Here is an 18,935-nt window from a genome sequence, read left to right as displayed (position 1 = left end):
ACCGCTAGGCGTCCGGGTCCACCGCGGGGAGCGTCCGCGAGAGGTACCGGCTCGCCTCCTCGCGGACCGCCCCGGTCCACTCGCGATCGGTCGTCGTCGACCGCCGCACCATCGCGCCGATCGAGAGCGTCTGGAGCGTCTCCGCGACGGCCGCCGGATCGACGTCGGCTCCCCCCGGAGCGGTGCCCTCCTCGATCCCTCGGCCGTCCGGGCGTCCCTCCGCGGCCGCCTCCCGGATCGACCGCTCGAGGAACCGCCGGAACACGCGGTCGCTCCGGTCGAAGTGTTCGCGGTACGCCTCGTCGGTCGCCGCCTGCGCGCGGAGTTCGACCATCGCGGCGAGGAAGCGCCCGTCGGGGGCGCGCTCGTCGTCGACACCGTTCGGGTCGGTCATCGCGGCCACGTACGCGTCGAGACGCGCCCGCGGCGGGAGGTCGAAGGCGTCGCCCGCGACGGTCGTCTCGAACCCCTCGAGCAGGAACTCGAGGAGGTCGACCAACAGCTCGTCCTTCCCGTCGTAGTGGTGGTACACGAGCGAGGGGCTCTTCTCGAACGCCTCGCCGATCCGTTTTATCGTGAGGTCCGCGTACCCGTGCTCACAGAGCGCGTGGAAGGCCGCGCCGAGGATGGCCTCTCGGGTGTCCGTCGGCTCCGCGAACGGGTCGTCCATGCGCGGTGTACCCGGCACGGGTATATATCGGTCCTGATTGAACGTTCATTCAACACGCTTATGTCGCGGGCGTGAGAGGCGAACCCATGACTCGACCACCGGCGCTCGGAGGGTCGTCCCTCCGAAGTCGCGACGTCACGCTCGCGGCTCCCGCCTCCGCCGCCCTTCTCACGTCCCGTCCCCGCGTCCCGTCCGATGTTCCGATCTCTGCCCTCCGAACACCCGCTTCCCGGCGTTCCGACGCCGGAGGTGAGCGGTGACGCCGCCGAGCGGACGCACGGCGGTCGCCGTCGTCGTCGCGGGCGCGCTCGTCGTCGCCGCGATCGGGAGTTTCGCCGGCGTCGCCGCGCAGCCGACGTCGACCTCGCCCTCGGCGGTCTCCGGCGGGTCGGACGCGTCGAGCACGGCGAGCGCGCTCGCGGTCGAGCCCGCCGGCGACGACGCGGTCGATCAGGCCGGACAGGTCCGCGGCGAGCCGGACCTCGAGGCGTACCTTCCACAGCCGACGGTCCCGACCGGCGGCGAGTCGACGATCAGCGTCGACCTCCTCAACACCGGCGAGATGGACATCGGAAGCGACCTCGACCCGCGCGTGACGACCGCGCGGAGTCTCACGCTCGAAGCGGAGGCCGAGGACGAGGACGACCCGATCGAGGTGACGAGCGAGGATGTCGCCGTCGGCGACGTGCCGACCGGCACGCCGACCTCGGTCCCGATCGAGATCGCCGTCCCCGACGACGCGGCGGACGGCGAGTACGAACTCGACGTGACGGTCGACTACCACTACACCCGGACGATCGTTCCGAATCAGAGCACCAACTACGACTCCTCCCGGAGCGAGGAGCTCGACGTCACCGTCGTGGTCGACGACGGGGCGCGGTTCGCGATCGTCGACGCCGACACGGACGCGCAGGTCGGCGGGACCGGCGAGGTGAACGCGACGCTGCGGAACGTCGGCGACGAGACCGCCCGCGACGCGGTCGTCACGGGGAGCGCCTCGGGCAGCGGCGTCACGGTGGGCGCGAACGGTCCGCCCGACGTGTTCGTCGGCGACTGGGAGCCCGGCGAGAACCGCACCGTGGCGTTCGACTCGTCCGTCGCGCCCGACTTCGCCGGCGAGACCTACGTGCTGCGCTCGAACGTCGAGTACCGCGACGGCGACGGGGCCGAGACCACCTCGCCGTCCTCGCGCGTCGGAGTGACGCCGACGCCCGAACAGCGGTTCGCCGTCGACGGGGTCGACGGCAGCCTGGACGTGGGCCACTCGGGCGACGTCACCGGGACGGTCGAGAACGACGGCCCGCTGGCGGTCGACGACGCCGTCCTCGTCGCCGAGTCGACGAGCCCCGGCCTGACGTTCTCCGAGAGCCGATACGCGCTCCCCGACCTCGAGCCGGGTGAGTCGTCGGCGTTCTCGCTCGACGCCGACGTGACCCCGGAGGCCGACGCCGGCCCGCGGCAGGTCCGGTTCACCGTCGAACACGGGAGCGGTGACCGCGTCGCGACCGACGAGTCGACCGCCCGGATCGAGGTGGGTCCCGGACAGTCGTTCGCGCTCGACGGCGTCGACTCGACCCTGGAGGTCGGCTACTCGGGGGCGATAGACGGGACGCTCACGAACGACGGGCCGCGGGCCGTCGACGAGGCGGTGCTGGTGGCCGAACCGCGGAGCACGCGCGTGACGCTCGGCGAGAGCCGGTACGCGCTTCCAGACCTCGAGCCCGGCGACTCGACCGACTTCTCGTTCGACGCCGACGTGAGCGGCCAGGCCGATCCGGGCCCCCGACAGGTTAGATTCACCGTGGAGTACGCGGGCGATGACGCGACGCTGACGGACGAGTCGACCGCCCGGATCGAGGTCGCCCCGCGGGAGCCGGAGTTCACGGTCGAGGCCGACGACCCGGTCGTGCCGGCCGGCGAGACTCGGCGGATCACCTTCGAGATCACTAATCAGCGCCCCGAGACGCTCTCGTCGATCAACGCCGGGCTGTACGCCGACGACCCGATCTCGCCCGTGACCGACGAGGCGTTCGTCGACGAGCTCGAGCCCGGCGAGTCGACCGAGATCTGGTTCGAGGTGTCCGCCGCCGGGAGCGCGGGCGTCAGGACGTACCCGGTCGAGCTGGACTTCCGGTACGACGACGAGCGCGGGAACGACCGGATCTCCGACGTGACCCAGTACCCGATCGACGTGTCTGAACCGGTCGACGACGGCGGCGGGCCCTCGATCGGCACGATCGTTCTCGGCCTCCTGGTCCTCGCCGGGCTCGTCGGCGCGGCGGTCTGGTACCGCGGGCGAACATGACCCGATGACGGGACTCGACGCGCACTCGATGACCGAACTCGACCCGCGCCGTTCCCCGTCGACGCTCCCTTCGGTCTCGCGGGAGGGGACCGGACGACGGTCGCGACCGCGAGTGGGGACCGGACGACGGTCGCGACCGCGGAGGCGACGGTGACCGCCGCCGACCGGGTCGTCGAGCGCGTCAACGAGCTCGCCACCGGTCGGCCGGTCGCCGTGGTCGTCGCGTTCCTCCTCGTGAGCGTCGTCGCGCTCGGCGGCGTCACGGCGATATCGACGTCCGCGGGAGCCGACCAGTTCACCCAGGACATCCCGGCCCAGCAGGCGCTCGACGAGATCGACGAGGAGTTCGAGTCCTCGATCGGCGGCTCGGCCACCTCCGCGCAGGTGATCGTCACCGAGGGGAACGTCCTCTCGCGGGACGCGCTGATCCGGATCCTCGAGACGCAGGACAGACTGGAGTCGCGCTCGACGCTCCGCGTCGGGTCGACGTCGAGCCACGCGAACGCGGTCGCCCGCCAGCTCGACCCGTCGGCGGAGACGCCCGGCGAACAGCGCGACGCGGTCGCGGCGGCGACGCCGACCGAGCTCGCCGCGGCGATCGAGGCCGCCGACGAGTCCGGCTCGGTGGCCGCGCAGGTGTCGACGGACTACAATCCGACCGCCCAGCAGGCCGACAGCGCGATCGTCGGCGTCACCTACGACGTGCCCGAGGCGGCGACGACCGCGCGCGTCGAGACGCTTCAGGTCCGGAGCGTCGCGGTCGTCGACTCCGTGCCGGGAATGGAGGCCGGCGAGAACGCGATCCTCTTCGGCGACGGGATCCTTCAAAGCGAGATCAACGCGCTGCTCACCGACACCGCGGTCATCGTCTTTCCCGCGGCGATCCTGTTCATCCTGCTGTTCCTCCTTCTGGCCTACCGCGACCCGATCGACATGGCGCTCGGGCTCTCCGCGCTCGGAGTGTCCGTCCTCTGGACGTTCGGGTTCATGGGGTACGCCGGCATTCCCTTCTCGGACTCGCTCGTCACCGTCTTCCCGCTCCTCGTCGCCGTCGGGATCGACTTCGGCATCCACATCATCAACCGGTACCGCGAGGAGCGGATGGACGGGGGCGGGATCGGCGACTCGATGCGGACGACGACCGACCAGCTGTTCATCGCGTTCCTGCTCGTGACGATCACGACCGTCGTCAGCCTGATCGCCAACGTCGTGAGCCCGTTCGACCCGAACCGCGACTTCGGGATCGTCGCCGCCGTGGGGATGGTGTTCACCCTGGTGGTCTTCGGCGTCTACCTCCCGGCCGCGAAGGTGCTCGTCGACCGGTGGCGCGAGCGGCTGCCGATCCCCGAGTTCGGCTCGACGCCGCTCGGGACGGGCGGGTCGCGGCTCTCCCGCGTCCTGCACGTGGGCGTCGACCTCTCGCGGGTCGCGCCGGTCCTCGTCGTGGTCGTCGTGCTCCTCGGCGGGGCGCTCGGCGGCGCGTACGGCACCGGCGTCGACACCGAATTCTCCGAGGAGGCGTTCTTCCCGGACGAGGACCGGTTGGAGACGTACAGCCAGCTTCCGGAGCCGCTCGCGCCGACGGAGTACACGTTCCTCGACGTGCTCACCCTCTTCGAGGAGGAGTTCGACCAGGACTTCGTTGGGTCGGTGACGCTGTACGTCGACCAGTCGGTCCGCGACGACGACTCGCTCGAGCTCATCGACCGGACCACGCGGAACCCGCCGGACACGTTCGCGACGACCGACGAGCGCCGCGCGCAGAGCACGAGCGTCGTCACCGTGATCGAGGAGCGCGCCGAGACCGACCCCGAGTTCCGTCGGCTCGTCGAGCGGAACGACCGGCTCGGCACGGGCGTCCCCGACCGGAACGTCGACGAGGTGTACGACGCGCTGCTCGACTCCTCGGACGAGGAGCGGGCGCGCGGGTACATCGCGGCCGACCGCGGGAGCGCCCGCATCGACTACACCATCCGGCCCGGCGTCGAGAGCGCGCAGGCCGTCGCGGACGTCCGGGAGCTCGCCGACCGGACCCCCCTGAACGCGGTCGCGACCGGCCAGCTCGTCGTCAACGAGGCCGTGATCGACCTGCTCCTCGAGTCGGCGATCCGGAGCCTGATCGCGGCGTTCGTCTTCACCGCGGCGTTCCTCATGTTATCCTACCGATATCTGGAGGGGAAGGCGGTGTACGGCGTGTTGAACCTCGTCCCCGTGCTCGCGACGGTCGGGCTCCTGGCCGGGTCGATGTGGCTCCTCGACATTCCGCTGACCCCGATCAACGCGCCGATCCTCTCCGTGTCCATCGGGCTCGGGGTGGATTACACCGTCCACTTCGTCCACCGGTTCGTCGACGAGTACACGGGCGGCGCGCCGCTTCAGGAGGCGCTCGACGTCACCATCGGCGGCACCGGCGGCGCGCTCACCGGGAGCATGCTCACGACCGTCACCGGCCTCGGCGTGCTCTGGCTCGCCGTGATCCCGCTGATCCAGGAGTTCGGCGCGCTCCTCGCGCTCGGCGTGTTCTACGCGTACCTCTGTTCGATCGTGTTGGTTCCCTCCCTGGTGGTCGTCTGGGACCGCTACGGCTCCCGCGTCGGCCTCGGGCTGGAGGCGACGCTTCGGGAGGAGGGCGAGGCGGAGCGCGGCGGACGGTAGGATAGAGGATCCGTCGACGTCCTGTTTTCGGACACTGACGTCGTGAAACGCCCGATACGGTTCGAGTGCGTATTGGATGGGTGTTTCGGTGGGAAATGGGATGAATAGAAGAGGATCGTTGCTGGCGCGGTGACCGTCGCCAAAGCCCCAGCCACGAGGACTCGCGCGGCTTGCTTCGGTCCTCGTCGCTCACTTCGTTCGCTCCTGCGGTCCTTGCTGCGCCGTACTTCGTCCTCGTGGCTGCCCCTTTGAGTCCCCCCCGCCCGCAACCGCACCTCACACCTCCCCAGCCTCGTCGCTCACTGCTCGCGGTTTCACCGCTCGCTACCGAGGTGCTCACTTCGTTCGCACCTCGCACCGTTCGCGGCGTCCCTCGCGGGCTCCTCGCGAGCCGATGGCTCGCTCGGAGGCGCGCCACCGCTCCGGCGATCGCTCGCTCCTTCGTCTACACTGACCGCGACCGGAACGACACGTCTCAACGACGGAGCCGATACGGTCCTCGCTCAGTCGTCGGCGCGGGGCGTCGGCGGCGATCCGGAGAGTCGGTCGCGGTCGTGGGGGGCCTCGAAGTCGAGGTCGGGGCCGCGCGCGATGATCCCCGAGGGGGTCACGTCCGGGTGGGTCGTGTAGTAGTGCTCCTCGATGTGGGCCATGTTCACCGTGTCGGCGACGCCCGGCGTCTGGTAGAGGTCGCGCAGGTACGGCCAGAGGTGCTCGTACTGGTGGACGTACTGCCGGTCGCACATGAAGTGGGTGTGATACACCTGGTCGAACCGGACCAGCGTCGTGAACAGACAGATGTCGGCCTCGGTGAGCGAGTCGCCGACGAGGTACCGCCGGTCCGCGAGGTGTTCGTCCCAGCGGTCGAGCGCGCCGAAGAGGTCGTCGATCGCGTCGTCGTACGCCGCCTGGGAGGTGGCGAAGCCGGCGCGGTAGACGCCGTTGTTGACGGGCTCGTAGATCTCGGTAATGGTCTCGTCCACTCGGTCGCGTGCCGCGGGGTCGTCGGGGAGAAGCGAGACGCCGTTACCGAGGTCGTCGAAGGCGGTCGTCAGCATGCGGAGGACCTCGCGGGACTCGTTGTTGACGATCGTCTCCTCGACCGTGTCCCAGAGGACGGGCACGGTCACCCGGCAGGTCGCGTCGGGGTCGGCCGCGACGTACAGCTCGCGGAGGTAGTCGCTGCCGTGGAGGCGGTCGGGCGTACACCCCGCCTTCTCCGGGGAGAACTGCCAGCCGTCCGCGCCGCGCCACGGGTCGACGACGCTGACGCCGATCGCGTCCTCCAAGCCGAGCAGCGACCGCGCCAGCAGCGTGCGGTGGGCCCACGGACAGGCGTACGAGACGTACAGGTGGTACCGTCCCGCCTCCGGCTGGAAGCGCTCCTCGGGCTCGGCGTCGACGTGCTCGGGCACGTCGCTGCCGGCGATCCAGCTCCGGAAGGTGGTCTCGCCGCGCTGGAAGGCCCCCTCCTCGTCGGTCGATTCGTACGCGCCGGTTCGCCACTCGCCGTCGACGAGCTGGTTCATAGCCGTACGACGGGCTCGAGGCCCATAACGAGGGCGGGGACGTGCGCGTCACCCGGCGCGACCCCGAGTCCCCCGAGCGTCTCGGGGAACGCTCGCGATCGTCCGGCGGACGCGCTCGACCGCGATCGCCGCCGCGTGCCGACGGGTTTAACCCGCCCGGCGCGGTACACACCTCCGTCATGGCCGCACAGGCGATGGATCGCGTTCCGCGATCGTAACGAGGAGTTCTACGTGAGCACGGACAGTTCAGCGCGGGCGACGGCCGCCCGCCGATCGACGTGGGGTGTAACGGGATGTTGACCGGTAGCGACGGCGAAGCGACCGAGGAGGACCGCGAGGTTCCGGGGGACGCGAACCCGATGGTTCGCGCCGGGATCGACGCGGCGGCGTTGAAGCCGGCCGAGTGCGACGTCTCTCGAGCGGTCGATCTCCCGGTCGACCGCGTGGCGATCGACTACGAGGGTCGCGAGCACTTCCCGGACGCCGCGACGCTCGAGGCGATCGCCGAGGCGAAGTCGCTGTACGTAACCACGCCCGTCCGCGCCGACGGGTTCGACCCGCTCGGCGACGACTCGCTGCTCGACCGGATCCCGGACCGGGCGCGCCGGCTGCTCGTCGCCGGTCACGGCGCGTACCTCGACGAGTCGGAGGCGTCGCGGGCGATCGCTCCGCGGTTCGGGGCCGCCCGGAAGGCCGCCCCGGACGCCTGGATCGGGACCGAGGGCGTCGAGCGGCTCGCGCTCGCGGCCGGCGGGACGCAGTACGAGCTGCTCTCCCGGTCGACGGAGCGGGACGCCAGGGCGCTCCGCGCCGCCGGATTCGACGGCGAGATCGCCGTCTACGCCCCGACCGTGCTGACCGACGACGAGGACGCGGTCCTCGAGGCGGTCGGCGCGTACGTCTCCCGGCGGCGGCCGGTCGCCCGCGCGCTCCCCGGCGGGGACGACCCCGACGGCGAGGACCCGCCGACGGACGGGACCGCCACGGGGCGGACCCGCGAGGTGCTCTCGGCGGCCGCGCGCGACTTCGCGCTCGTCGGGTCGCCGGAGACGGTCCGTGAGCGCGTCGAGGCCCTTCGGGAGGCCGGCGTCGACCGCGTCGTCGGCTACCCCGCCCGCGGGATCGACGAGTTCGTCCGGTAGCGCAGGTCCCGCCGGCGACCGCCGGACCGTTTTTATTGCCGCTTCGAGAAGGGCCGTCGATGACGGACTCGAACCCCTCGGACGCTGTGGAGCCCTCGAACGCCGCCGGGACCGCGGACCCGTCCGTGGCGGTCGTCGGCGGCGGCGCGGTCGGCGTCACCGCCGCCCACGATCTCGCCGCGCGCGGCGCGACGGTGACCCTCTTCGAGCGCGACGAGCTCGCGAGCGGCGCGTCCGGTCGGGCGGCCGGCGTGCTCTACGACGCCTACGCCGAGGACGTCGACGCCGCGATCGGTGCCCGCGCGATGGAGCGGTTCCGCGCGTTCGACCGGGCGCTTCCCGGCTTCGACTTCTCGCCCTGTCCGTACGTCATCGCCGTCCGCGAGGGCGACGAGGACGCCGAGGCGGTGCCGGAGATGGTCGACCGCATGCGCGAGCACGGCCTGGAGGTGTCCGTCGTCGACCCCGACGAACTCGGCGAGCGGTTCCCGCTCTCGACCGACGACCTCGCGGTCGCGGCCGTCGGCGAGGGGGCGGGCTGGGCCGATCCGGAGAGTTACGTGGTCGCGCTCGGCGAGCGCGCGGAGCGGGAGGGCGTGACCGTCGAGACCGACGCCGCGGTCGAACTCGTCGCGGACGCGGGCGCGACGATCCGCGTCGACGGGGAGGAGCGGGCGTACGACGCGGTCGTCGTCGCGGTCGGCGCGCACACCGAGCGGTTCCTCGAAGCCGGCGAGATAGCGGTGCCGGTGAAGCCGTACCGCGTCCAGGCGCTGACGAGCCGGGTCGCTTACGGCGGGCCGATGACGTACGACGCCACCGCCGGCGTCTACTTCCGCCCGCACCCCACGGGGCTGTTGGCGGGGGACGGCACCGAGCCGTTCGAGGCCGACCCCGACGCGTACGACCGCGAGGGCGACGACTGGTTCGTCGAGAACGTCTCGACGGCGCTCCGTGAGCGCGCCGATCACGACCCCGAGGTGGCGCGCGCGTGGGCCGGGCTGTGTACGGCGACGCCCGACGGCGACCCGCTCTTGGGTCCGGTGGGCGAGGGCGTCTTCGTCGCCGCCGGCTGGCAGGGCCACGGATTCATGCGCGCGCCGGCGACGGGCGAGCTCCTCGCGGAGGGCGTGCTCGCGTCGCTGTCCGGTGCGACGGTCGACGACCCCGACTCGCCGTGGGTCGAGGCGTTCGATCCGAACCGGTTCGAGGGCGACGAGACGTTCGAGATCGAGGAGGGGATGTCGGTGAGCAACCGATAGGTTACGAGCCGCCGTCGGCCGCGCCGTCCGGGTCGACGTCCTCGCCTTCCCCCTCCTCGACGACGGCGACCGCCTCGGCCGCGCCGTCCTTCGGGATCTCGACCTGTAGCGTGCCGTTGCGGGTGAGCGTCGCGTTCGCGCCGTGGGGCGTCACGTCGGCGTCGGCGGGGAGCTCCGCGCTGCCGGAGAGGGTGAGCCCGCGGCCGGGGAACACCACGTCGAACCCGTCGTAGAAGTCACGGAAGCGGTCGAGCCGGACCTCGACCGTCCGGTCAAGGAACGTGACGTCCACGTCCTCGCCGCTCACGCCGGGCGCGTCGAAGACGACGAGGTAGGCGTCCTCGCTCTCGAGGAGGTCCGAGGAGAGCGGTCGGCGCTCCTGCATCCGGCTCCAGCCGCGGCCGACGCGCTCCAGCGCCTGCCGGAGGACCGACCGGCCGGTGTCGACGATGCGGGTCACGGGGTTACACCTCGATCTCGGAGAGGTCGTCCCCGCCGCAGTACGGACACGTCAGGTCGGTGACGGCGTGGTCGTCGGGGACGTCGTAGGTGTAGTGGTTCTCGAACATGTCGAGCTCGCAGTCGTCGCTCTCGCATTTGACCTCCATCGTCGATGGCATTACCCGATCGTTGGACCGGCGACGGCTTAAACGACGTGGCGGCGGCGGTCCCGTCGCGGCGGATCGCGTTCGGACGCGCCGACTCAGACGCCGAACCCGCGCAGTCGCTCGGGGACGACCGTGTACTCGGCGAGGACGACGAGGCTCGTCCCGACCGCGACGCCGACGAGGAGGGCGTCGAGCCACCGGAGCAGCGGGAGCCCGAACGCGATCGAGCCCCCGAGCCACACCGGGAACGCGAGCAGCGCGAGGGCGATCCCGACGATCCAGAGCGTCTCCCGGCGGTCCTCGGGGAGTCGGTCGCGGGCGAGCCACGCGACCGGGCCGAGGACGACCGCGGTCGCGACCGCGACGCCGGCGAGGATCGCCCACGGAACGCTGCCGGACTCGAGGAGCCGAGCGGCGCTCAGGGCGGCCAGGAGCCCGACGGATCCGTACGTGAGGAGGGTCGCGCGGCGAGGGGACACGTAGGCCCGTTTGCCCTCGATCTGGTATAAACGGTCGGGAGCGGATCGTGAATGTAGTTCCCCACCCGGTGGCGTCGATCGGCCCGAAACTGCTGGCGTCCTCCGTCCGTCGGATCGGAGACGAACCGCTCGATCGAGCGGTCGATATGCGTTCGACGTTTCCGTAGCCGGGACACACGAGCGTACACGTCCTGTTCCCCCGCCGTTCCGCACGCGTTTTCCCTCTCGGCCGAGTACGGGGCTCCAACATGACCGACCCGGCCGACCTCTCCGTCACCATCGTCGACGGCTACGTCGACGAGCCGGCGCACTTCGGGGTGCCGCCGTACGTCTCGACGTACCCGCGGTACACGGCCGGCGCGCTCGTCGACGCGGGCGTTCCCGAGGGACAGATCACCTACCACACGATCGACGAACTGCGCGAGGACCGGAACAAACGTGCGGAGGTCGCCGACGCGGATCTCTTCGTCTACGTCGGCGGGATGACGGTCCCCGGCAGCTACGTCGGCGGCACGCCCGCCGAGCCGGACGAGGTGCGCGAGCTGGGGTGGACCGCCGACGGCCTCACGCTGCTCGGCGGCCCGGTCCGCTTCGGCGTCGGCGAGGAGAACGCGGGCGCACAGGACATGGAGCGCGACGACCTCGACTACGACTTCGTCGCGAAGGGCGACGTGGAGGCCGCCGCCCACGACCTCGTCGCGAACGGGCTCGAGGGGTTCGGAAACCGGATGCGCGACAACGACGAGGTCGACCGGTGGGCCGAGAAGGGGGCGTTCGTCGTCGAACACCACCCCAACCACCCCGACTACCTCATCTGCGAGATGGAGACCTCCCGCGGCTGCGCGTACCGCTGTTCGTTCTGTACGGAGCCGCTCTACGGCAACCCGGCGTTCCGCGAGGCGCGCTCCGTCGTCGAGGAGGTCGACGCGCTCTCGGATCGGGGGGTCAAACACTTCCGGCTGGGACGGCAGGCCGACATCCTCGCGTTCGGCGGCGACGGCGAGGCCCCGAACCCCGACGCGCTGCGGGAGCTGTACGGCGGGATCCGCGAGGTCGCGCCCGACCTCGAGACGCTCCACCTCGACAACATGAACCCGGTGACGATCACCGACTACCCCGAGGCCTCCCGCGAGGCGATCCGGGTCATCGCCGAGCACAACACGCCCGGCGACACGGCGGCGTTCGGGCTCGAGTCCGCGGACCCCGTCGTCCAGGAGGAGAACGACCTGCTCGTCACCGCCGAGGAGTGTCTGGAGGCGGTCCGCGTCGTCAACGAGGAGGGCGGCTGGCGGCCGGGCGATCCCCCGGCCGGCGAGCCCGGAGGCGTCGAGGGCCCGGACCCCGACCGCCGCTACGGCCCCTCAACCGGCCCCGACGCCTCGCCGCGGCTCCCGAAGCTCCTCCCTGGGATCAACCTCGTCCACGGGCTGAAGGGCGAGCGCCCGGAGACGTACGAGCACAACAAACGGTTCCTCCAGCGCGTCTACGACGAGGGGCTCATGCTCCGGCGGATCAACGTCCGGCAGGTGATGGCGTTCGCGGGCACGGAGATGGCCGAGACCGGCGCGGAGATCGCTCAAGAACACAGAGACCGGTTCCAGGCGTACAAACGCGACGTGCGCGAGACGATCGACAACCCGATGCTCGACCGGGTGGTCCCGCCCGGAACCGTCCTTCCGGACGTCCACCTGGAGTACCACCAGGACGGGAAGACGTTCGGCCGCCAGCTCGGCACCTACGCGCTGCTCGTCGCCGTCCCCGGCGAGCGCGAGCTGGGGACCGCCATCGACGTGGCGATCACCGACCACGGCTACCGCTCCGCGACGGGCGTCCCCTATCCCCTCGACGTCAACGCGGCCTCCATGGACGAGCTGACCGCGATCCCCGGGATCAACCGAAACAAAGCGGGCGACGTCGTCGTCGGCCGCCCCTACGAGACCGTCGACGCGGTCGACGCCGGCGTCGCCGACCTCTCGCGGTTCGCGGTCGCCGGCGACGCGACGGTCCCGATCCCCGGCCGCGAGCGCGCCGGCTCCGGTCCCGGTCCCGACGCCCGGTCGACGCTCGGCCGGGGAGACTGATGTCGGCGGGCGCGGACGGGAGCGACCCCTCGCCCCCGGCGGTCACCCGCGTCGAGGTTCCGGTCGACACCCGCGCCGCGACGGGAACGACGAACGCGTACCTCGCGGGCGGACTCCTCGTCGATCCCGCGGCCCGGACGGACGCGCTCGACGCGGCCGTGGCGGAACGCGGGTCGGCAGCGGCGGCGCACGGATCGGCCGCGGACGACCCGCCGACGCACGGGTCGGCGCGCGAGGAGTCCCGGATCGAGGCGATCGCCGTCACCCACACGCACCCGGACCACGTCGGCGCGGTCGCCGACTACGCGGCTCGGACGGGCGCGACCGTCCACGCGCACGCGGACCACGTCGAACGGTTCCGCGAGGCGACCGGGATCGACCCGGACGCGACGTTCCGCGACGGCGACGCGATCGGGACCACCGGCGTCCGCGCGCTCGACACGCCGGGGCACGCGCCCGACCACGTCGCGTTCGCGGTCGGGGGTGGGGACGGAGGCGACGGGAACGGCGGCGGCGAGAGTGGCGGCGACGAGACCGAACGACCGGCCGAGGCGCTCGTCGGCGACCTCGCGGTCGCGGAGGGAAGCGTCGTCGTGGGCGCGCCCGAGGGCGACCTCCGCGAGTACCTCGCGAGCCTCGAGCGGGTCCGAGACGGCGGGTTCGTCCGGCTCCACCCCGGTCACGGGCCCCCGATCGACGACCCGTCCGCGACCTGCGACCGGCTGATCGACCACCGGCTCGAACGCGAAAGGCGGGTGCTCGCTGCGGTCGAGGCCGGTTCGAACGACGTCGACGCGGTCCTCGAGGCGGCCTACGACAGGGACGTGACGGGCGTCGAGGACCTCGCGCGGGCGACGGTCCGCGCCCACCTCGAGAAGCTCACCGCCGAGGGACGGATCGACGCGTCGTGGACGCGTGGGTAGCCGGCGAGCGTTTCGGATGGCGGACGGGACGCGGGTAGCGGACTGAGAGCGATCGTCCGCGCCCCGGCGGCTATCGCGAGCCGCCGCCCGCCCGCTCGACCGTCGATCGGCGGTCGGTCACGACGCCGTGTTCCGCGTTCGCGACCGACGCCGGAGCCGCCTCGAGCGCCGGCCCGTACCGCGAGACGAGCGAGGCGCGGACCGCGTCGCGGACGCACGCTCTGACCGCCGACCCGACCGGAGTGGCGGCACCGGAGAACGCGGCAGGCTCCCGTTCGGTCGCGGCCGCGTCCCCTTCCGTCGGATCCGACCCGGTCGCATCGGTGTGCTCCGCCGGACAGCCGACGACGACCGCGTCGCTCGTCGTGCCGGGGAACCCGACCGTCGCGAGCAGCGTCGCCGCCTTCGCCTCGGCGACGACCGCGACGAGGTTCGCGAGCGCGCCCGGCGCGAGCGCCCGATCCGCTCCGACGAGGAGGTTGACGGTGCCGGCGTGCGGAGCGGCGTCGTCTCCGGGGGTATCGGCGTCGTCCTCGGGAGCGTCGGCGTCGTCTCCGACGATGCCGGTGCCGACGCGGGCGGAGTCGCCCTCGCCGACGGCCTCGGCGTCCCCGTCCGGGATCGGCAACGCGGCCGGGTTCGAGACGCCCGCGGTGGCCACCGCGGTCGCCCCGTCGAGTCGCGCGATCCGAGCGTGCCGCTGATCGACGCCGGTCAGAAGCGCGGGTGGTGCGGTGCGGTCGTCGCTCGCGGTCCCGCCCCCGACCCGGAACCCGGCGTCCCGGATCCGGCCGTCGACGTACCCGCGGAGGTCCCGGCGTCCCGCGTCGCCCCAGCCCTCGGGAACCGTCACGTTGTAGGCGGCGTCGGCGACCCGCACGCCGCCGTCGAACCCGGTCGAGAGGAACCGTGTCGCCCCGTCGGCCCGTCGGAACCGACAGACGCCGCCGGCGACCTCGGCGCGGAACGCGGGCGAGCGGGAACTCATACGCCGAGCGCGTCGAGGAGCCGGTCGTTCTCCCGCGGTCGGCGGATCGCGGTCCGCAGGTGACCGTCGAGTCGCGGGAACGATCGCGCGTCCCGGAGCACGACTCCCCGCTCCCTGGCGGCCGCGAGCACGGCGTCGGGGTCGTCCGCCCCGGTGTCGAAGAGGAGGAACGGCGCGTCGGAGGGGTACACCTCCCACTCGGCCGCCAGACGCTCGCGGACGCGTTCGCGCTCGGCGGCGACGCGCTCGCGGGTTCGCTCGACGAACTCCGTCCGCCGGAGGCAGTGGGTGCCGACCGCGGCCGCCGGCGTCGACAGCCCCCAGGGGAGTCGCCCGCGGTCGAGCCGGTCGCGGAGCGTCCCCGTCGCGACGAGGAAGCCCGCGCGCAGTCCAGGCAGCCCGAACACCTTCGTGAGCGAGCGCGCGACGACGACGCCGGGCTCGCCCGCGAGCGACCGCTGTGGGGTGAAATCGAGGAACGCCTCGTCGACGAACAGCGTCGTCCCGACCTTCCGACAGCGCGCGGCGAGCCGGAGGAGGTCGTCGCGGTCGACGAGCTCTCCAGTCGGGTTGTTCGGCGTACAGACGACGACGAGCGCGTGGTCGGCCGGGTCGACGTCGAGGATCGCGTCGTGAGCGACCGACACCGGGCGGCCGCCCTGGAGACTGATCTCGCGGGCGTACTCCCCGAAGGACGGCTCGGGGACGATCGCGGAATCGCCGTCGCCGAGGGCGAGCGCGAACAGCAGCCGCATCCCGGCCATCGCGCCCGCGGTCGGGATCACCTCGGCGGGGGCGCAGTCGACGTAGTCGGCGGCGGCGGCGCGGAAGGCCACGTAGTCGTCGGCGGGGTACCTCCTCGACGCCGAGAGCGCCGAGTCGTACACGGCCGTCACGCCCGAGGGGCTCTCCGGGTTCGTGTTCGCGCTGAAGTCGACCACGCCGGGGTCCGTGGCGCCGCCGTGGGGCACCCGATCGATGTCGTCCAGCGCCTCTGCGTCCATGTCATCGATCCCGACGCGAACTCCAAAAAACCCCCTCTACGATCGGTCACGGGGTTACCAGCCGGCGCGCGAGGTCGAGATCCCCCGGCCGATTGACGTTGACCGCGAGCGAGTCCCGCTCGCGGACGACGACCCGGTCCGGGCCGTCGCCCACGACGTTCAGTCCGGTCGGCTCGACGGGCGCTCCGGCGTGCTCGAACGACGCGTCGACGCTCGCGCCGAGGTCGCGCTCGTACGCGACCGGCACGCAGACCGTCACCGACCGGACGGCGCCGTCCGAGGCGGAGACCGCCGCGTCGATCGCGTCGTCGACGTCGCGCCCGCGGAGCAGCGGGAGGTCGGCCGCGACGGTGATGGCCGGCCCGTCGACCGCCGAGAGGCCGACCTCGAGGTCGGCGACGTACCCCTCTCCGCCCCCGTCGAGGACGGTACACGGCACCGCCGCCTCCCCGGCGAGTTCGTCCCGGAGCGCGCGACGGGTTTCGGGCGCGTGCGGCGACGCGACGGCGACGGCGCGAGTGACGCGCGCGTTCGCCAGCGCGTCGAGGACGCGCGCGACCATGGGACGCCCGCCGACCGTAACCAGCGGCTTCTCCGCGTCGCCGCCGAGACGCGTTCCGCGCCCCCCACAGAGGAGAATAGCCGGGAGATCGGCTGGCGCGTCGGTTCCGCGGTCGTCCGTGCTCGTTCCGTGACCGCCGCCGCCCGTCACGTGATCGTCCACGCCACCACCCCCGCGTGGAGCGCGACCGCGCGCCCGAGTTCGTTCGCCGCGCCGAGCACGTCGCCGCTCGCCCCGCCGAGCCAGGGACGGACGCGGACGAGGAGGAGGACCGCGACGACCGGGGCCGCGAGCAGCGCAGCCGCGAGCGCCGGGAGCGCGCCGGGCGGAGCCGCGAGCAGGACGGGGACCGAGACGAGCGCGACGGGGAGGAGCGACCGCGGACCGACCCCGCCGACGACCGCCGAACCCAACCCCTCGTGGGCGGGCGTCGCGAGGCAGGCGAGGACCGCCATCCCCGCCTTCGCGCCGACCTCGGCCGCGAGGGCTATCCGGAACGCCGCCGTCCAGTCGCGCGTGCCGCCGCCCGCGAGGCCCGTCGCGAGCGCGAGCGCGCCGAGGGTCGTCGCGAGCAGCGTGACGGCGAGCGCGAGCGCGCCGCCCACGCCGAGGTCGGCGTCCTTCAGGACCGCGAGCCGGCGGTCCGGGTCGTGTGCGGCGATCGCGTCGCCGAGGTCGGCGAGCCCGTCGGCGTGGGTGACGCCGGTGAGGAGGTAGAGCGCGAGGAGGTAGGCGGCCGCGGCGGTCCACGGCGACGGCGCGAGGAAGGCGAGCCCCGCGACCGCGCCGACGACCGCCCCGACCGCCGGGAACGTCCAGGGCGACCGCCGGAACGCGTGCCAGTCCGCGGGGTCGGCTCCCGGAACCGGGACCCGCGTCAGGAACGTGAACGCACCCCGCAGTGCGGGGATCGGACGCGTCGGCTGCGCGGCGGCACCGGCGGCGGGGTCGTCGGCTCCGTCCCCACCGCCGTCGTCGACGCCGGCCTCGCTCCCCGTCACAGCGCCAGCGACACCCCCGCGACGCCGATCCCGAGCCAGCCGGCCCGCGAGACGACCCGCACGCCGGCCCTCGCCTCCGCCGCCGTCGGGAGCGGCGCCTCGGAAAAGAGCGTGTACGTCTCCGGTTTCGTCAGTCGCACGCCGAGAACCGCCGCGAGCGATCCCATCGGCCAGCCCGAGTTCGGCGAGTCGGGGACGCGAGCCGCCGATCGAACGCGACCGAGGCTCGCGACGGGGGCGCCGGCGGTTCGCCCTCCGCCCGCGGCGAGTATCAGGAGCGCGGTCGCCCGCGCCGGGAGCCACATGACGGCGTCGTCGAGCCGCGCGGGAGCCCGGCCGGCCCGCCGGTCGCGGTACCCGAGCATCGAGTCCAGCGTGTTGACGCCCTTGATCCAGGCGGCCGCGCCGGCGGCGACGGCGAGTCCGTCGGCCGGCGAGAGCCCGACGACCCCGGCGAGCGCGGCTCCGCCGACGAAGCCGAGAAGCGGCGCGATCAGGCCGTCCGCGAGGTTCTCTGCCGCGCTCTCGACGACCGCCGACCGGACGTGTTCGGCCGACAGGCTCGCGGCGTCCCGACCCGCGAGCGCGCGCAACTCGCGGCGCGCCGCCTCGAGGTCGCGGTCGGCGAGGTCGATCACGTCGCGGGCGACCGAGAGGAGCATCCGGTGGCTCGAGCACGCGAAGAGGACGAGACCCGCGGCCGCGGCTGCGATCGGGACGGCGGCGGCCGGAACGGCGGCGGTGGAACGGAGCGCGCCGGCGACGAACACGGGAGCGGCGAGGAGGACGGCGAACGCGACGGGAGCGACGGCCGCGAGGGCGACGCCGACGGCGCGGGAGTCGGGAAGGCGGTCGTCGAGCGCGGCGACGCCGCGGCCGAGCCACGCGACGGGGTGGAGGGGGGCGGGCGGCTCCGAGAGGGTTCGGTCGAGGGCGGCGGCGAGCGCGAGCGCGCCGGCCGCCGCGAGCGTCACGGCTCGGCCTCCAGTTCGCCGCCGATCGCGTCGAGAGGGATCTCCGTCACGTCCAGGAAGCGCCCGCCCACGTCGACGATCCCGCCGTCGGTCGCCGGGTCGTCCCCGACGTGGACCAGCGCGGACGGCACGACGCCGAGGGCCTCGGCCGCGGCCTCGAACGCCTTCGGGTGCGGCTTCCGCCAGCCGCAGCCGACGCTGGTCGTCACCGCGTCGAACTCGCCGCGGAGTCCCGCGCGTATCAGCGTCCGGGGGACGAGCTCCGGGACCGCACAGTTCGAACAGATCCCGACCGGGCCGCCCTCGGCGGCCGCCCGAACCGCCTCCAGCGCGTCCTCACGACGCGTGACGTCGGGGTCGAAGGCGGCGACGACGGCGTGCCGGACGACGTTGTCGGGCGCGGCGACGCCACGGGAGTCGAGGGCCGCGGCCACGTGCGCCGGGAGGGGGACCTCCGCGCCCTCCGGGGCGTCGGCGTGTCGCTCGCCGTACGCGACGTGCCAGTCGTCCGGGACGGCGACGTCCCGCGACTCGAGTTCGCGCGCGACGACCTCGGCCGGGTCCGTCGGATACTCGACGTCGACGAGCGTGCCGAAGAGATCGAAGGTAACTGCCACGATACCCCTTGTAGGGACAAACCGGGATTGAACCTGTCGGTCGGGTCACGGTTCGCGGGAGCCTCGGCGGTCCCGTCGGTCGCGGTCCGTCGGCTCGCCCGACGCTTCGGGGTCGGCCCCGCGGCACCGGCCCCG

At 73.0% G+C, this 18,935-nt stretch carries 17 protein-coding genes; 6 read left to right on the top strand and 11 right to left on the bottom strand.

The window, feature by feature from the left end; translation table 11 throughout:
* Nucleotides 1-4 precede the first annotated feature (4 nt).
* Nucleotides 5-670, bottom strand: coding sequence for a TetR/AcrR family transcriptional regulator (locus tag NO889_RS05480; protein WP_256411263.1), 666 nt, complete (start codon nt 668-670; stop codon nt 5-7).
* Between the two features lie 256 nt (nt 671-926).
* Between NO889_RS05480 and NO889_RS05475 the strand changes: the two genes are divergently transcribed.
* Together NO889_RS05475 and NO889_RS05470 are read left to right on the top strand one after the other, a co-directional pair.
* Entirely contained in the window at nt 927-2,975 is a 2,049-nt protein-coding gene (locus tag NO889_RS05475) for a COG1361 S-layer family protein (RefSeq protein WP_256411262.1), read from the top strand.
* A 150-nt stretch (nt 2,976-3,125) separates the two neighbouring features.
* Nucleotides 3,126-5,630 (top strand): efflux RND transporter permease subunit, encoded by a 2,505-nt coding sequence (locus NO889_RS05470; RefSeq protein ID WP_256411261.1) that lies wholly within the window; start codon nt 3,126-3,128, stop codon nt 5,628-5,630.
* Nucleotides 5,631-6,133: 503 nt separating this feature from the next.
* On the opposite strand, the gene NO889_RS05465 is transcribed toward NO889_RS05470, so the two are convergent.
* Complete coding sequence (locus tag NO889_RS05465) at nt 6,134-7,159, bottom strand: glutathione S-transferase family protein (protein ID WP_256411260.1); 1,026 nt, start codon at nt 7,157-7,159, stop codon at nt 6,134-6,136.
* Between the two features lie 359 nt (nt 7,160-7,518).
* Here NO889_RS05465 and NO889_RS05460 point away from each other — a divergent pair, with 359 nt between their 5' ends.
* Complete coding sequence (locus NO889_RS05460) at nt 7,519-8,301, top strand: DUF7388 family protein (protein WP_256411309.1); 783 nt, start codon at nt 7,519-7,521, stop codon at nt 8,299-8,301.
* 59 nt (nt 8,302-8,360) lie between these two features.
* Nucleotides 8,361-9,563 carry an NAD(P)/FAD-dependent oxidoreductase gene (locus NO889_RS05455; RefSeq protein WP_256411259.1) on the top strand — a complete coding sequence of 401 codons (1,203 nt, stop codon included), beginning with the start codon at nt 8,361-8,363 and terminating at the stop codon, nt 9,561-9,563.
* Nucleotide 9,564: 1 nt separating this feature from the next.
* Here NO889_RS05455 and NO889_RS05450 read toward each other — a convergent pair whose 3' ends face one another.
* The 3 genes from NO889_RS05450 to NO889_RS05440 all read right to left on the bottom strand — a co-directional run bounded on the left by NO889_RS05450 (nt 9,565) and on the right by NO889_RS05440 (nt 10,650).
* Nucleotides 9,565-10,023, bottom strand: a complete 459-nt coding sequence (locus tag NO889_RS05450; protein ID WP_256411258.1) for an Hsp20/alpha crystallin family protein — start codon at nt 10,021-10,023, stop codon at nt 9,565-9,567.
* Nucleotides 10,024-10,027: 4 nt separating this feature from the next.
* Nucleotides 10,028-10,183, bottom strand: coding sequence for a DUF7559 family protein (locus tag NO889_RS05445; protein WP_185955728.1), 156 nt, complete (start codon nt 10,181-10,183; stop codon nt 10,028-10,030).
* A gap of 83 nt (nt 10,184-10,266) precedes the next feature.
* Complete coding sequence (locus tag NO889_RS05440; RefSeq protein WP_256411257.1) at nt 10,267-10,650, bottom strand: hypothetical protein; 384 nt, start codon at nt 10,648-10,650, stop codon at nt 10,267-10,269.
* Nucleotides 10,651-10,898: 248 nt separating this feature from the next.
* Here NO889_RS05440 and NO889_RS05435 point away from each other — a divergent pair, with 248 nt between their 5' ends.
* Nucleotides 10,899-12,731: a radical SAM protein gene (locus tag NO889_RS05435; protein ID WP_256411256.1), complete on the top strand. Its 1,833-nt coding sequence runs from the start codon at nt 10,899-10,901 to the stop codon at nt 12,729-12,731.
* A complete protein-coding gene (locus NO889_RS05430) occupies nt 12,731-13,654 on the top strand; it encodes an MBL fold metallo-hydrolase (protein WP_256411255.1) in 924 nt (307 codons plus the stop codon). The genes NO889_RS05435 and NO889_RS05430 overlap by 1 nt, the downstream gene beginning before the upstream one ends.
* 70 nt (nt 13,655-13,724) lie before the next feature.
* On the opposite strand, the gene NO889_RS05425 is transcribed toward NO889_RS05430, so the two are convergent.
* The 6 genes from NO889_RS05425 to NO889_RS05400 all read right to left on the bottom strand — a co-directional run bounded on the left by NO889_RS05425 (nt 13,725) and on the right by NO889_RS05400 (nt 18,800).
* The gene (locus NO889_RS05425; protein WP_256411254.1) at nt 13,725-14,642 is read right to left on the bottom strand and encodes an adenosylcobinamide amidohydrolase; all 918 of its coding nucleotides are present in this window, start codon (nt 14,640-14,642) and stop codon (nt 13,725-13,727) included.
* Nucleotides 14,639-15,646: a threonine-phosphate decarboxylase CobD gene (gene cobD, locus NO889_RS05420; RefSeq protein WP_256411253.1), complete on the bottom strand. Its 1,008-nt coding sequence runs from the start codon at nt 15,644-15,646 to the stop codon at nt 14,639-14,641. Before cobD ends, NO889_RS05425 begins: the two co-directional genes overlap by 4 nt.
* 46 nt (nt 15,647-15,692) lie before the next feature.
* Nucleotides 15,693-16,370: an NTP transferase domain-containing protein gene (locus NO889_RS05415; RefSeq protein ID WP_256411252.1), complete on the bottom strand. Its 678-nt coding sequence runs from the start codon at nt 16,368-16,370 to the stop codon at nt 15,693-15,695.
* Complete coding sequence (gene cobS, locus NO889_RS05410; RefSeq protein WP_256411308.1) at nt 16,355-17,119, bottom strand: adenosylcobinamide-GDP ribazoletransferase; 765 nt, start codon at nt 17,117-17,119, stop codon at nt 16,355-16,357. The genes NO889_RS05415 and cobS overlap by 16 nt, the downstream gene beginning before the upstream one ends.
* Before the next feature lie 86 nt (nt 17,120-17,205).
* Entirely contained in the window at nt 17,206-18,183 is a 978-nt protein-coding gene (locus NO889_RS05405; RefSeq protein ID WP_256411251.1) for a CobD/CbiB family cobalamin biosynthesis protein, read from the bottom strand.
* Nucleotides 18,180-18,800: an HAD family hydrolase gene (locus NO889_RS05400; protein ID WP_256411250.1), complete on the bottom strand. Its 621-nt coding sequence runs from the start codon at nt 18,798-18,800 to the stop codon at nt 18,180-18,182. The genes NO889_RS05405 and NO889_RS05400 overlap by 4 nt, the downstream gene beginning before the upstream one ends.
* Nucleotides 18,801-18,935 lie beyond the last annotated feature (135 nt).

Origin of the sequence: Halorubrum rubrum (genome assembly GCF_024494685.1) — an archaeon.
Classification (GTDB): domain Archaea; phylum Halobacteriota; class Halobacteria; order Halobacteriales; family Haloferacaceae; genus Halorubrum; species Halorubrum rubrum.
This window is presented reverse-complemented; position numbering and strand designations above follow the sequence as displayed.

Bases quoted from the DNA above. Each gene is read 5' to 3' on its own strand.
- NO889_RS05480 (WP_256411263.1), bottom strand. From the start codon at position 670: ATGGACGACCCGTTCGCGGAGCCGACGGACACCCGAGAGGCCATCCTC.
- NO889_RS05465 (WP_256411260.1), bottom strand. From the start codon at position 7,159: ATGAACCAGCTCGTCGACGGCGAGTGGCGAACCGGCGCGTACGAATCG.
- NO889_RS05460 (WP_256411309.1), top strand. From the start codon at position 7,519: ATGGTTCGCGCCGGGATCGACGCGGCGGCGTTGAAGCCGGCCGAGTGC.
- NO889_RS05455 (WP_256411259.1), top strand. From the start codon at position 8,361: ATGACGGACTCGAACCCCTCGGACGCTGTGGAGCCCTCGAACGCCGCC.
- NO889_RS05445 (WP_185955728.1), bottom strand. From the start codon at position 10,183: ATGCCATCGACGATGGAGGTCAAATGCGAGAGCGACGACTGCGAGCTC.
- NO889_RS05435 (WP_256411256.1), top strand. From the start codon at position 10,899: ATGACCGACCCGGCCGACCTCTCCGTCACCATCGTCGACGGCTACGTC.
- NO889_RS05430 (WP_256411255.1), top strand. From the start codon at position 12,731: ATGTCGGCGGGCGCGGACGGGAGCGACCCCTCGCCCCCGGCGGTCACC.
- NO889_RS05425 (WP_256411254.1), bottom strand. From the start codon at position 14,642: ATGAGTTCCCGCTCGCCCGCGTTCCGCGCCGAGGTCGCCGGCGGCGTC.
- cobD (WP_256411253.1), bottom strand. From the start codon at position 15,646: ATGGACGCAGAGGCGCTGGACGACATCGATCGGGTGCCCCACGGCGGC.